Annotated in this window: 13 protein-coding genes; 4 read left to right on the top strand and 9 right to left on the bottom strand. The window is 33.3% G+C overall.

Annotated elements, in window-relative coordinates:
- Positions 1-51: 51 nt before the first annotated feature.
- Positions 52-465 carry a DUF4293 domain-containing protein gene (locus AAC069_RS13800; RefSeq protein ID WP_339921046.1) on the bottom strand — a complete coding sequence of 138 codons (414 nt, stop codon included), beginning with the start codon at positions 463-465 and terminating at the stop codon, positions 52-54.
- A 183-nt stretch (positions 466-648) separates the two neighbouring features.
- Between AAC069_RS13800 and rho the strand changes: the two genes are divergently transcribed.
- Entirely contained in the window at positions 649-2,388 is a 1,740-nt protein-coding gene (rho, locus tag AAC069_RS13805; protein WP_339921047.1) for a transcription termination factor Rho, read from the top strand.
- 137 nt (positions 2,389-2,525) lie between these two features.
- On the opposite strand, the gene AAC069_RS13810 is transcribed toward rho, so the two are convergent.
- The 3 genes from AAC069_RS13810 to AAC069_RS13820 all read right to left on the bottom strand — a co-directional run bounded on the left by AAC069_RS13810 (position 2,526) and on the right by AAC069_RS13820 (position 7,374).
- A complete protein-coding gene (locus AAC069_RS13810) occupies positions 2,526-3,773 on the bottom strand; it encodes a methyltransferase domain-containing protein (protein WP_339921048.1) in 1,248 nt (415 codons plus the stop codon).
- A gap of 138 nt (positions 3,774-3,911) precedes the next feature.
- On the bottom strand, positions 3,912-5,873 hold the full coding sequence (locus AAC069_RS13815; RefSeq protein WP_339921049.1) for a KUP/HAK/KT family potassium transporter: 1,962 nt from the start codon (positions 5,871-5,873) through the stop codon (positions 3,912-3,914).
- 124 nt (positions 5,874-5,997) lie between these two features.
- On the bottom strand, positions 5,998-7,374 hold the full coding sequence (locus AAC069_RS13820) for a hypothetical protein (protein WP_339921050.1): 1,377 nt from the start codon (positions 7,372-7,374) through the stop codon (positions 5,998-6,000).
- A 117-nt stretch (positions 7,375-7,491) separates the two neighbouring features.
- On the opposite strand from AAC069_RS13820, the gene AAC069_RS13825 reads away from it, so the two are divergent.
- Complete coding sequence (locus AAC069_RS13825) at positions 7,492-8,556, top strand: oxidoreductase (RefSeq protein ID WP_339921051.1); 1,065 nt, start codon at positions 7,492-7,494, stop codon at positions 8,554-8,556.
- A 61-nt stretch (positions 8,557-8,617) separates the two neighbouring features.
- Here the strand turns inward: AAC069_RS13825 and AAC069_RS13830 are convergent, their stop codons facing one another.
- From AAC069_RS13830 to AAC069_RS13845, 4 genes are all read right to left on the bottom strand, one after another.
- A complete protein-coding gene (locus tag AAC069_RS13830) occupies positions 8,618-9,070 on the bottom strand; it encodes a sensor of ECF-type sigma factor (protein ID WP_339921052.1) in 453 nt (150 codons plus the stop codon).
- A 35-nt stretch (positions 9,071-9,105) separates the two neighbouring features.
- The gene (locus tag AAC069_RS13835; protein ID WP_339921053.1) at positions 9,106-9,525 is read right to left on the bottom strand and encodes a hypothetical protein; all 420 of its coding nucleotides are present in this window, start codon (positions 9,523-9,525) and stop codon (positions 9,106-9,108) included.
- 33 nt (positions 9,526-9,558) lie between these two features.
- Complete coding sequence (locus tag AAC069_RS13840) at positions 9,559-10,101, bottom strand: sigma-70 family RNA polymerase sigma factor (RefSeq protein WP_339921054.1); 543 nt, start codon at positions 10,099-10,101, stop codon at positions 9,559-9,561.
- 64 nt (positions 10,102-10,165) lie between these two features.
- Positions 10,166-11,371 (bottom strand): SRPBCC family protein, encoded by a 1,206-nt coding sequence (locus AAC069_RS13845; protein ID WP_339921055.1) that lies wholly within the window; start codon positions 11,369-11,371, stop codon positions 10,166-10,168.
- Between the two features lie 323 nt (positions 11,372-11,694).
- Between AAC069_RS13845 and AAC069_RS13850 the strand changes: the two genes are divergently transcribed.
- Positions 11,695-13,731 (top strand): dihydrofolate reductase, encoded by a 2,037-nt coding sequence (locus AAC069_RS13850; RefSeq protein ID WP_339921056.1) that lies wholly within the window; start codon positions 11,695-11,697, stop codon positions 13,729-13,731.
- A gap of 61 nt (positions 13,732-13,792) precedes the next feature.
- On the opposite strand, the gene AAC069_RS13855 is transcribed toward AAC069_RS13850, so the two are convergent.
- Positions 13,793-13,981, bottom strand: coding sequence for a hypothetical protein (locus AAC069_RS13855; protein ID WP_339921057.1), 189 nt, complete (start codon positions 13,979-13,981; stop codon positions 13,793-13,795).
- A gap of 81 nt (positions 13,982-14,062) precedes the next feature.
- On the opposite strand from AAC069_RS13855, the gene AAC069_RS13860 reads away from it, so the two are divergent.
- On the top strand, positions 14,063-14,449 hold the full coding sequence (locus AAC069_RS13860) for a nucleoside triphosphate pyrophosphohydrolase family protein (RefSeq protein ID WP_091092951.1): 387 nt from the start codon (positions 14,063-14,065) through the stop codon (positions 14,447-14,449).
- Positions 14,450-14,515: the final 66 nt, after the last annotated feature.

Raw genomic sequence — 14,515 nt, forward strand, 5'->3', positions numbered from 1 at the left:
CCCGAATTTACATTCGGGTTCTCTTCGCACTAATAAACTAATGTTATGGGTCTACCTCAATCTGTCCACAGATTTTACAAGATCTTCGTCCTTTTTGATGGCCTTATTAGCTAATACTAATAATACGATAGCAACAATAGGAAGAAACATCCCAATACCTTTCTCAGAAACAAGAACTGTTTCTCCAGATAAGTTTAGTGAACGATATACAAATAATCCCAATAAAATTAAATTTAAAATTATATTCAATCTGCCAATAACAAATTGATTTTGTCTTTTTTTATAGGAAACAACACTTACAATTGAAATCGTAGTGCTTAAACCCAAAAGTATAACATAAAACTGATTTTGCATAAAAAAATATTCCTTTCCGTCGCTCATGGTCCAAAGCGGAAATAAAAAAGGTAATATTCCTGTCACTACAAAAGCAAGAAATAAATATATCGTCTGAATTCTTTGTATCATTTTGTTAATTTTGTTTGACAAAAATATATTTTCTTTTTTTAAAATACTATTGTATCATTAAATTTTATTCGTATTATTGCATAAGAGTACCGTAAGCACTTCATACTGCGGTCAATTCATAATGATATAGTTACTACCTATCTTTTTAGTATTATCCAAATTAATTAAACCAATAGAACATTCATGTTTGATATTTTTGCATTAAAAGAAATGAAGCTTTCTGAGCTTCAAGCTATAGCTAAAGCAGCTAAAACCATAAAGTTTAACGGTGTTAAAAAAGAAACCTTAATAGGTCAGATTTTAGAACATCAAACAACTAGAGTTGAGCCAGCTTTAGATTTAAAAATGGAATCCATTGCCGAGGACGATAAGCCTAAAAGAGCTCGTATCGTTCCCGTTAAAAAAGCGGCCATTCAAAAAGCAAAAATTAGTCCTTCTAATAATGGGGAAGCTCCAGTAGACACAGATCTTGAAGCTAAGATTGATGTTCCTGCAGAAGTTCAAGCTCAAGTAGAAGCTGTGAATGAGGCTGAATCAGGAAATGAATCTTCAGTGTCAGAAAAAAAAGTAGGCAAGATTATTAAGTTTAATAAATCAGCATACGAAAAGAAAATTGCTTTAAAAAAGGATAAAGAAGAAGCAAAGGAACTCAACAAAGAAACTGAAGAGGTTGTTGCAAATGATGCTGCTGAAACGCAAGAAGTCGCTGCGCCTGTAAAAAAAGTAAATCCAAATCAGTTAAATAAACAAAATCAAAACCCAAATTTTAAAAGTAAGAAAAGTAATTTTAGGGATTCTGATTTTGAATTTGACGGAATAATAGAAAGTGAAGGCGTTCTTGAAATGATGCCAGATGGCTATGGTTTCTTACGCTCTTCAGATTATAATTACCTAGCGTCACCAGATGATATTTATTTATCAACATCTCAAATCAGATTATTCGGACTTAAAACCGGAGATACAGTTAAGGGTGTGGTACGACCTCCTAAAGAAGGGGAAAAGTTTTTTCCATTAGTAAAAGTATTGAAAATTAACGGACATGACCCTCAGGTCGTTCGTGATAGAGTTTCATTCGAACATTTAACACCTGTTTTTCCATCAGAGAAATTTAATTTGGCGGCAAGACAAAGTACGATTTCAACTCGTATTATTGATTTGTTTTCTCCAATAGGAAAAGGACAACGTGGTATGATTGTGGCTCAGCCAAAAACGGGTAAAACCATGTTGCTGAAAGAAATTGCTAACGCGATTGCTGCTAATCATCCTGAAGTTTATCTTATTGTTTTATTGATTGACGAACGTCCAGAGGAAGTTACAGACATGCAACGTAGCGTGCGTGGAGAAGTTATTGCTTCTACTTTTGATAGAGAACCTCAAGAACACGTTAAGATTGCTAATATCGTGCTTGAAAAGGCAAAACGATTAGTGGAATGTGGTCACGATGTTGTGATTCTTTTAGATTCTATCACGAGATTGGCGAGAGCATACAACACGGTACAACCTGCATCAGGTAAAGTATTGAGTGGGGGAGTAGATGCTAATGCGCTACAGAAACCAAAACGATTCTTTGGAGCTGCCCGTAATGTTGAAAATGGTGGGTCTTTGAGCATCATTGCAACTGCACTGACAGAAACTGGTTCTAAAATGGATGAAGTTATTTTTGAAGAATTCAAAGGTACCGGTAATATGGAATTACAATTGGATAGAAAAATCGCTAATAAACGTATCTTCCCAGCAATTGATTTAACCTCTTCTAGTACAAGACGTGATGATTTATTATTAGATCAAAAAACCTTGCAGAGAATGTGGATCATGAGAAAATACCTTGCAGATATGAATCCTGTTGAAGCAATGAGTTTTATAAATGACCGTTTCAGACAAACTAAGAATAATGAAGAGTTTTTAATCTCGATGAACGACTAGAAAAAGGTTTAAAGTTTAAAAAGTTTAAAGTTGGAAAAGATTATGAGCTAAAAAATTAATGGCATAAAAAAAGTCCTCGATTTCCGAGGACTTTTTTGTGAATTGTAGATTTGAAACTTTAAACTTAACTGTATTAGTTAGTTCAACTTTAAACCTTCAACTTTATTGATTTCTTCTTTTCTTTCTAAAAGAGCCATATAAAAACCATCAAAACCAGATTCTGAAGCCAGAATTTTTTGATCTTTAATGAAGTTGAATTCTTTACCAATATCAGTAGTTAAGAACTTAGCTATTTGATCTTGATTTTCAGAAGGTAATATAGAACAGGTTGCGTATACTAGTTTTCCTCCTGGTTTTACAATTTTAGAATAACTTTCTAAAACTTCTGATTGTATCTTACGGATATTGTCAATAAATTCAGGTTGTAATTTCCATTTAGCATCAGGATTCCTTTTAAGAACTCCAAGTCCACTACAAGGCGCGTCGATTAATACACGATCTGCTTTTTGGTGTAATTTCTTAATTACTTTTGTGCTATCAATGATACGGTATTCAATATTGAATGCGCCATCACGTTTGGCTCTTATTTTTAACTGCTTTAATTTACTTTCATATAAATCCATTGCAATCAGTTGCCCTTTGTTTTCCATTAAAGCAGCGATATGTAATGTTTTACCACCTGCACCTGCACATGTATCTACAATGCGCATTCCTGGCTTAACATCAAGGAAAGCAGCCACAAGTTGCGAGTTAGCATCTTGAACTTCAAAGAAACCTTTCTTGAACGCGTCTGTCATAAAAACATTAGCTCTTTCTTTAAGTACTAAAGCATCAGGTTGATCTTTTAGTAAATCAGTATCAATGTCTAAGTCCATTAAGATCGCTCTTAATTCCGCTTTAGTCGTTTTTAGCGTATTAACTCTTAGGATAACTTTGGCGGGTTGGTTTTGTGCTGTAATTTCTTTAGCCCAAACTTTTTCACCTAATTCTTTTACTCCTAATTCATCCATCCAATCTGGAATAGATTCTTTAAGGGCTCTCACTTTTGACAATTCATCAAAGCGACCTTTTATTTTTCTTTCTGGTGTTCCTTCTAGTTGACGCCAATCAGGGATTGGATATCCTCTTAATACAGCCCATACTGAAAACATTCTCCAGATATTGTCTCTGTCAAACGGTGCCTTTACTTCTGCAATTTCAGCATATAATCTTTTCCATCGTACTACTTCATAGATGGTTTCGGCAACAAATTTTCTATCAGAGCTTCCCCAACGTTTGTCTTTTTTTAAGGCTCTTGCAACCACTTTATCTGCATATTCCCCTTCGTTAAATATTGCATTTAGGGAATCAATGGTGGTATAAACTAAATTTCTGTGTAATCTCATTTTAAATAATTGAGGTGCAAAGGTACTATTAATTGGTCGAAAGTTAAATTTTAAATAATGAATGTTGGTTTTATATTTTTTTAAAACAAAAAACACTGCTATTAGAGCAGTGTTTTTGAAATTTTTAAACGGGAATAGTTACTTAACTCTTGTTAAACCAATGTTTTCAGGAGCGTGAAGAACCATAGGGAATTGTTCTATTTTTACAGAACTACTGTCAAGTCCAAAGGCTCTTTCTTCAGACAAACTTAGTTTCTTAATAAAGAAGTAAGAGTTCATAATTATTTTTTCATGCCATCTTAAATCACTATCATTTGAAAGGAATTTCTCAGACAAAACAAATTTGAAATCACCTATTATATTGTTTTTACTCAAAGATTCATATCTACTTGTAATATCTACCTCTCCTTTTTTCACCATATCCTTGATAACTTCCTTGAACATCAGGTTTATTTTTGTAGGCTCTCTAAACCCTAAATTAAAGTCGACGCGATATAAATCATCCTTAATGATTTCCGTTACTTTATATTCGGTTTTATAGGGTTCAGATAATATGTTCACGTGAACAAACCAATAGATATCGGCTCTTTTTGGTCTTTTTTGCAAAATGGAATACATTACTTTTTCTTCAATTTCATCCACACGATTGGCATTGGTCATATAAACCAAGTGGGTCGCATATTTTGGAATCGAAAGGTCGGCACCTAATTCGGTCAATACTTTTTTATAATCTTCAATTTTTACAATTTTTGTGTAACTCTTGTTGATTTTTTTGGCTAAATACCAGATAGTCATAATCGAAATTAAAACTAGCGCAATAATTAATGTTACATAACCACCTTCTGAAAATTTTGTGATATTAGCCACTAGAAAACTAAATTCAATCAATAGATAGGTTGTGATTAGGGGGATGATAAAATATAATTTTACTCGTTTCATGATTAAATAGAAATTAAGTAAAATAGTAGTCATTATCATGCACAAGATTATGGCTAGACCGTAGGCATGTTCCATGTTTCCAGATTCCTCAAAATGCAAAACTATTCCAACACACCCAAAAAACAACAGCCAGTTTATTGAAGGGATGTACAATTGTCCTTTTAGTTCAGTAGGATATTTTATTTTTACTTTTGGCCAAAAATTTAATCGCATGGCTTCATTTATCAATGTAAATGAACCACTAATAAGGGCCTGAGAAGCAATAACAGCGGCAAGAGTCGCAATTACAATACCGACAGGTTGAAACCAGTCTGCCATAATCAAATAAAACGGATTACCGTTTGGTCCTCCTAAGGTTTTCAGTGTCTCTCCTTCATGATGGATTAAAAAAGCCGCTTGTCCAAAATAATTTAAGACCAAAGTAGTTTTTACAAAAATCCAACTGATTCGAATATTTTTCCTTCCGCAGTGTCCCATGTCTGAATACAATGCTTCGGCACCTGTTGTACATAGAAATACAAAACCCAAAACGAAAAATCCGTCTGGGTGAATCGATAATAAATGATAAGCATAGTAAGGGTTAAATGCTTTAAAAACTTCAGGATGCTTTGTGATTTGGATCAAACCAAGGATTCCAAGCATGCTAAACCAGATAAGCATCATGGGAGCAAAAAACTTACCTACTAATTTTGTTCCAAATTGTTGAATGCTAAATAGTACGAATAGGATACCAATAACAATAGGAATTGTGTTTATTTGAGGGTAATAGGTTTTTATTCCTTCCACTGCAGAGGACACAGAAATGGGCGGGGTAATGATTCCGTCTGCAAGTAGTGCGCTACCACCAATAATGGCGGGAACGATTAACCATTGAATTTTTGTTTTTTTAACTAAGGCATACAAAGCAAAGATTCCGCCTTCACCATGATTATCTGCGCTTAAAGTAATGATAACGTATTTTATGGTAGTTTGTAAGGTAAGGGTCCAAAAGACTGCTGAGATTCCTCCTAAAACAATATCTGCATTAATAATACTTTCACCAAGAATGGCTTTCATAACATATAGAGGGGATGTCCCAATGTCGCCATATATTATTCCCAATGTAATCAATAATCCGCCTAAAGATAATTTTGAATGTAGGTTTTTATGCGATGTGCTCATGTAGTACTTTTAAAAACTCGTCAAATTTACTCTTTTTAAATAAAATAGGCTTGTTTATTTAGAAAAAGACATAAAAAAAACACGCTCAATTGAGCGTGTTTAAAATCATTGTATTTCACTGTTTTTAGGATCTCCTATTGTTTCCTCTGGAAGAATTATCTCGACCTGATTCTGTTCGTTGTGGAGCACTCTTTTCAGAATTTCCTCTTTGAGTTTGAGTTCTTTGAGGAGCACTTTCTCGAGGAGCGTTTGCTCTGTTTTGAGAATTGTCTCTTTGCGTTTGAGTTCTTTGTGGTGCACTTTCTCGAGATTGATTAACTCTGTTTTGAGCGTTGCTTCTTTGCGTATCAGTTCTTTGTGGAGCAGATTCTCTAGAAGTGTTATTTCTGTTTTGAGAATAGTCTCTTTGCGTTTCAGTTCTTTGTGGGGCATTTTCTCTTGAAGGATTTGATCTGTTTTGAGAATAGTCTCTTTGTGTTCCTGCTCTTTGTGGCTCAGTTTCTCTTGAAGTTGTACTTCTGTTTTGAGAATTAGCTCTTTGATTTGTTGTTCTTTGTGGAGCAGCTTCTCTTGAAGTAGTGCTTCTGTTTTGAGAATAATCTCTTTGATTTGTATTTCTTTGTGGAGCAGATTCTCTTGAAGTTGTGCCTCTGTTTTGAGAATAATCTCTTTGATTTGTATTTCTTCGTGATTCTGTAGTTCTTGATGATTGGTTTCTGTTTTGAGAATAACCAACTTCGTTTCTAGATCCTACATTTCTATTACCTCTTCTTTGTTCTAATTCATAACGATTAGAAACATTGGCGTTTCTTCTCGAAAAGTTATTATTAGGGTACTGTCTTTCATAACCATTTGAACGTCTCGAGTTATAAAGCACTACCGCTTGGTTACTTCTTCTGTAATTCACATAATTATAGTTGTTGTATACATTCAAACTAACTTGGATGTTATTTCTATATCTGAACACAGGGAATGGGTTCCACGCATAATAGTACGATGGGTAATAATTCCAATACCAGTTAGAAACATATGGTCTGTAATTGTAAGACCAAAATGAAGCATAAATAACGGGAGTTCTATAATATACGGGTTCGTAGATATAGTTTGGGCCATACATATACTCATTACCTACAACTTGTAGATGTACCTTGTTGTATCTGTCTTTTTCTATTTCGATCGTTGCAACATCTTGATAAACATCACGGTCAAGTACAGATTGTATGATAACAACGTGGGTTCTATTTTCCACGGTTTCTATAACCCGTAAGTAATCTACTTCGTTATCGTTGTTTAAATCCAAATTTGATATTTGTAGTTCAGGGTCATTTAGTTGTCTCTCAAATTCTTGAAGATCTCGTGAATCTCCAAAAATATCAGCAACGGCTCTCAAATCTAAATTATCGCTAATTTCATTTGTCATTGCATTAACCCTGTTTCTATCTTGCGCTTGCACTATAAAAACTGAGGTTATCAGGCTTAATAATAATAGTTTAGTTTTCATAGTATGTGTATTTATATTTAACAATAACTGATTATCCAATTACTGTGCCAATAAATTTTAAGACCATTTGGTATTGCTATATTAAATTGTATTTTAGCTTCAAATAAAAGGATTGAAATGAGAAATGTTTTTTTAGTAGTACTGGGTTTGTTTTTTTTAAATCCCTGTAAAACAACAAGCTACATAGGTGTGGGTAATGATAAGATTATTTTTAAAACAGTGAGTATAGATACACTGTTTCAAGATAAAATCAGTATTAGAGCCATTAGCACGGATGGAAATAAAATTTGGTTTGCAGCGAATGATTCAAGGTTTGGTTATTATGATTTGAAAATAAAAGAAAAAATAGAACGTAAAATAACGAAGGATACTTTAAAATTAGAATTTAGAAGTATTGCTCAAACTACAAAAAATATCTTTTTGTTGAGTGTTGCTAATCCGGGTTTGCTTTATAAAGTTTCTAAGACGGGCTTAAAAACAACGTTAGTGTATCAGGAAAATAATGCAAAGGTTTTTTATGACAGTATGCAATTTTGGAATAAGAACGAAGGAATAGCAATGGGCGACCCTATAACTGATTGTCTTTCGATTATTATTACCAGAGATGGCGGGAACACATGGAATAAAGTTCCGGCATACAAACTGCCTAAAATTGTTGAAGGGGAAGCTGCTTTTGCAGCAAGTAATACTAATATTGTGATAAAGGGAAATAATACCTGGATTGTTTCAGGGGGTCAAAAAGCCAGAGTATTCTATTCTGCCGATAAAGGGAATACTTGGAAAGTGTATAATACTCCTATTGTACAAGGGAAAGCCATGGCGGGAATTTTTACGGCCGACTTCTATGATGCTAAAAGAGGGTTTGTTGCAGGAGGTGATTATGAGGCACTTAATCAAAATTTCGGAAACAAAGCGAGAACTGCTGACGGAGGTAAAACCTGGGAGCTCATAGCCGAAAATCAAGGGTTTGGATATGCTTCTTGTGTGCAATATGTTCCACATAGTAACGGAAAATCATTAGTTAGCGTAGGTGCATCCGGACTTTATTACTCGTATGATAGTGGGAATACATGGAAACAACTGGCTTCTGATCCGAGTTTGTTTACCATTCGATTTTTAGACAATCATACTGCAATTGCTGCTGGTAAAAATAAAATGATTCGGATTCATTTTCTAAAATAAAACCCTATTCGATGCTACGGTGCATGGAATAGGGTTTTAGATGTTGAAACGTGGTATTATATTATTTTTTTGAACTTCTGTATTGATGCAATAATTTTCTATTGAAACCTTCTTCAGATTTTCTGAGTTTTATAATTTTTACAGCAGGTAGTACTGCTTTTAGATCCTTGCTGAATTTTTTTCGTAATAAGAATAATTCCTCATCTGCGCTTTCAATTTGGTTAAGCAATGTACTAGCTTCTTTTTCACTCATGTCATCTAAAGCACTATCATTCATTCGGCTTTTAAAGGCTCTCATTTTTTGATGCCTAATATCAAATTGTTTATCATCATACGTATTGTAGATAGGCCAAAACTTTTGGGCTTCACGAGTTGTTAAGTCTAATTCGGTAGTCAAGAAAGCCACTTTTAGTGCTTTAATTTGCTCTTTTTTGTCCTTCATTCCGGAGTCTTGTGCGTAAAAACTAAAGGAAGTCAATAAGAGAAGTATTGGGATAATTTTTTTGATGTTCATTGTATATGATTTTTTATTATACTTTTTCACAAGATTTATTCTATTATAAGATTTTCTAAATTAGCATTGCTCACTAATATATCTTCAATAGTTGCATCTTCTAAAGCTATGGTAGCGTTGATATTATTAATTTCATCAGTATCCAAACCATTAATTAGATCGTATTGATTTATATTGGATTGGTAACTTAAATAATTTTCCAAGGTGGCTGTGTCTATTTCTTTACTATTTACATTAACGGTACTAGTGTAAAATACAGGAACAAGTAATGCTATAATTAAAACGGCGGCAACCATCATCATTATTTTTTTATTTTTTTGAAAAAGAGAAATTACCTTTGGTTCATTTTCAGGTAATTTATGCATTAGCTTTTCTGAAAAATTTTCAAAGTAATGCTCTGGAGTTTTAAATCCAGACTCAATTTTCGGCTCGTTTTCTAATTTAAATGCTTTCATAACATATATAGGACTTAATTTTAGACAAAAGGTTTAATTTGAGGTTACAAATGCTTCTATTTTTTTTACGGCATGATGGTAGGAAGTTTTCAATGCACCCACTGAAGTACCTAATATTTCTGATATTTCTTCGTACTTTAATTCTTCAAAATATTTCATTTTAAAAACCAACTGCTGTTTTTCAGGAAGGGTAACAATCGCTTTCTGTAGCTTTATTTGGATTTCATTTCCGTCAAAATAGCTATCGGATTTAAGGTTGTCAATAGTTTTGTTTTGTAATGTTTCAGATGAAACCCCTCCTTTTTTAGCTTTTTGACTTAAAAAACTAAGGGCCTCATTTGTGGCAATGCGGTACATCCAAGAAAATAACTTGCTTTCTCCTTTAAAATTTTTTAAATTTTGAAATACTTTAATAAATGTATTTTGTAAGACATCATCAGTATCATCATGATTTAAAATGATGTTCCGAATGTGACTGTACAGAGGCTTTTGATAGGTTAACAAGAGTTTTTGAAACGCCTCGTTTTGCGTTTTGGCGTTCAATAACTGTTGTATAAATTCCTCTTCTTCCTGCAAAGTTGTCTTTTATATAGTTAGATAGGAAATTATGAAATAGGTTTAATCAACAACTAAAAAAAAATTAAAACTCTGAAGATTCTTCCTCCGTAGTTTTATGTGTAGGTATTTTTTTTGGTTCGATAGGTTTTACTGATGGTTTCACTACTGGCTTAATGACTTTAGCGGGTGCAATTGAACTTACAGGTGTTGCTTCTGGAGCGACAACGGTCGTTTTTACTGGGGCCGGAGTGTACGCTTTTACAGGTATGATTTTCGGTAAAACCGGAATGTAAACTTCAGTAACCCATTTAGATGGATTTTTCATTTCATTTTTACCTATCGAATAAATCTCGATATGCGAAATTAGTGGGTCTTGAGTTAATTGGTTTTTATTAAGAAACGCAAGAGCCTTGTCATATCCATCTTTGATATGCGAATAGTCTCCTGTTAAAGTTGTTTTTACTCCTTCGGATGCTTCCAGTTTTCCAGAAACCATGTCGCTCCCGTAACTAATGAATATTTCCTTTTTTATCGGTACGCAGATCGAAATTTTAGCTAATCCTTTTACCACGTCATACGTATGATAAATCACAAAAGGCTTTCCATTTACATCAATTTCATTCTCTTCACAAAATGCAATTATAGTCGGGATGACTATTTTAGTGTTTTTATTGATTTTAGATAGTTCACTTGTAAAAGTTTGAGCTAAATAAAAGGTTTGAGGTTTTTTTACTAGTCCGTTTACTTTTACTGAAAAGGTATTTATTTCATAATCAAGTGATTTATCTAAATTCGCTAGACTTTTTTCATACATTGTTCCAATAACTTTGTCTACTCCTCCATTCAAAGCAGTGTATACTTTAAAAAGAAAACTCATCTCTCCAGTAGTTTTCCATGTGACCTTTGTACCACCAACGGTATCTTTAAAACTCCAGAAAACGGACGAAGAAGTTCCATTGTAATTCATTTTTTGAGCTATACTGTCATTTTCTTTGACAAAAAGAGTGCGCATTTCTCCTGGTCCATCTTTTCCTTCCCAAGAATAAGATGCTCCTTTACCAACGGTTACTTGCGGATATACTATTTTCATCTCTGGATCTTCAGAGGTCCAAGAACCAAAGTCAGCCCAATTTCTGTAATCGTTTACATAGTTAAATACGGCACTTTTTGGTGAATTTATGATTTTGCTTCTTTCGATAGAAAAGTTGCCTTTTTGAGTTGCAATAAAGATGGACAGAGCCACTATACTAAGTAATAGTAAAAGAAAAATATATTTTAAAATCCGCATAATAGATTAATTGTTTTCAACGGTAAAGTTAGAATTTTTATTAATATCTAAGACGAATCCTAAAAAAATTATGGAAATGCTAAATTTTAATGTAGGAGCACTTTTTTCTCGAGATATTTAATAATTAGATTAGCACGATTATATCTAAATGATTCTAAATGTAGTAGTACGGCTAATAAATGAACTAATTAAAATAGTTCCTAAAAAATGTTTTATTGCCGTTTAGTATTTGAAGCATTATGAGCACTGATTTTTATGTTTTATTTAAAGAATATGTATATTTGAGGAGTTATAATTTATTAAACATCTAAAAATCAATAATAATGAAATTATTTAAAAGCGCGGGTCTTTTTATGACTCTAGCAGTTTCTGTTGTTTGCAATGCTCAAAAAGTGGAAGCAACAACAGTAAAAGCAGCAGAGAATGAGCCTTTTAATTATCTTGTGGAACAGTTTGCCGACATTAAGGTGTTGCGTTATCAAATTCCAGGATGGGAAGATCTTACTCTTAAAGAGCAGAAACTAGTTTATTACCTTACTCAGGCAGGAACTTCGGGGCGTGATATAATGTGGGATCAACATTATAAATACAACCTAAAGATCAGAACCGCATTAGAGCATATCTATCAAAATTACAATGGAGATAAAACGTCTGGAGATTGGAAAAATTTCGAAATTTATCTTAAGAGAGTTTGGTTTTCAAATGGAATTCATCACCATTATTCGAGCGATAAAATCAAACCTGATTTTTCAAAAGATTATCTTGAGACTGTGATGAAAGCAACCAAAACTGAATTAGAGTCTGCGGTCGTTGCTATTATTTTTAATGATGTAGATTCTAAAAGAGTTAATCTTGATGAGTCGAAAGGGTTACTTGAAGGTTCAGCGATTAATTTTTATGCTAAAGGGATCTCATTAAAAGAAGCAGAAGATTTTTATGCTAAAAAAGTAAGTCCAGATCCTACTAAACCTTATTCTTATGGATTGAACTCTAAATTAGTTCGTAACGCAAAAGGACAGTTAGAAGAAAAAGTTTGGAAGTGTGACGGCATGTATAGCGATGCAATCGAAAAAATTATCTTTTGGTTGAAAAAAGCAAAAAGTGTTGCTGAAAATAAAAAACAAGGAGATGCTTTAGGACTGTTAATCAAATACTACAAAACAGGAAGTTTAAAAACTTGGGATGATTATAATATCGCCTGGTTATCAGCTACTGAAGGAAACATTGATTACATTAACGGATTCATTGAAGTGTATAATGATCCTTTGGGATATAGAGGTTCTTATGAAGGAATTGTACAAATTAAGGATTTTGATATGTCCAAAAAAATGGAAAAGGTTTCTAAAAACGCACAATGGTTTGAAGACAATTCTCCATTAATGGAACAACATAAAAAGAAAAACGTAGTTGGTGTTTCTTATAAAACAGTGATCGTGGCTGGAGAATCTGGTGATGCATCACCAAGTACACCTATTGGAGTAAACCTACCAAATGCAGATTGGATTCGTGCGGAACATGGTTCTAAATCAGTTTCTTTAGGAAATATAATCGATGCTTATTCTAAAGCTGCGGGAAAAGGTAAGTTAGAAGAATTTGCAAATGATGAAGAAGAGATAATTTTGGCAAAAAAATATGGAGAAATAGGGGATAAGTTACATACCGCTTTACATGAAGTAGTAGGGCACGCTTCAGGACAAATTAATCCTGGTGTAGGAACTCCTAGAGAAACATTGAAAAGCTATGCTTCAACTCTGGAAGAGGGAAGAGCTGACTTAGTAGGATTGTTTTATTTGTATAATCCTAAAATTCAAGAATTAGGCTTAGTTGACGATTGGAAAAAAACAGGAATGGAGTCTTATGACAGTTATATTAGAAATGGCTTAATGACGCAATTAGTACGTTTAGACTTAGGAGCTGATATTGAAGAGGCACACATGAGAAATCGCCAATGGGTTAGTGCGTGGGCATTCGAAAAAGGAAAGAAAGACAATGTAATTGAAAAAATTAGCCGCGATGGAAAAACGTATTTCAATATTACAGATTATGAGAAGCTGCATGATTTGTTCGGACAATTGTTGCGCGAAGTACAACGTATAAAATCCGAAGGAGATTATACTGCAGGTAAGGCTCTAGTTGAAAATTACGGTGTGAAAGTGGATCAAAAGATGCATGCGGAAGTATTGGAACGAAATAAAAAATTCCCTTCGGCACCTTATAGCGGTTTTGTAAATCCGGTGTTGGTTCCTAACGTAGATTCAAAAGGAAATATTATTTCTATTGATGTAAAACAACCAAAAACTTTTGCAGAACAAATGTTGAACTATTCTAAAGACTTTAGCTTTTTACCGCTAGAAAATTAGAATAAAATGAATAAAAAAATGCCCGCTGAGAAGCGGGCATTTTTTGTTTTAAAAAGTATGATTAACGTTTAAAATAAACTTTTATCACAAATAGAATCCCAATAAAAACAAGGAAACCTATTAATATCTTGTAATTTCCTTTGTAAAATTCTTTGTGAATTTTTATATCTTTTCGGTAAGCAAATATCATCGCAATAACAAAAGCAACAAAAAAACAGACTGCAAATATCAATTGTCCTTGGCTAAACATAGTGTAAATTATTTTTGGCAAATTTAATCAATTGTTTGCGATTAGTTGCTAATTTGCGATCTCATTTAATCAAATAATATTATGCAAAAGCAAATCGATTCAGTTAAAGAGTTTCATACGGCATTTAAAATAGGGCATAGTGAAACACCAATCGCCAATTTAGGTGAAAGTAAGAACACACTACGGTATCATTTGATGAAAGAAGAAAATGAAGAATACCTGGAGGCGGTTCAAAATAATGATTTAGTTGAAATAGCAGATGCCTTAGGCGATATGATGTATATTCTTTGTGGAACTATAATTGAACATGGATTACAACATAAAATAGAAGCTGTTTTTGACGAAATTCAACGCAGTAACATGAGTAAATTAGATGAGTTAGGGAATCCTATATACCGTGAGGACGGCAAAGTAATGAAAGGACCTAATTATTTTAAACCTGATTTTTCTAAAATATTGGGTGAATAACAAACTTGAGTTTGGTCGTTTAATTTTAGGTGTTTTACGTTTTAGAAAAAGCCTGTATCCGTATCC

The organism is uncultured Flavobacterium sp. (assembly GCF_963974175.1).
Lineage (GTDB): Bacteria > Bacteroidota > Bacteroidia > Flavobacteriales > Flavobacteriaceae > Flavobacterium.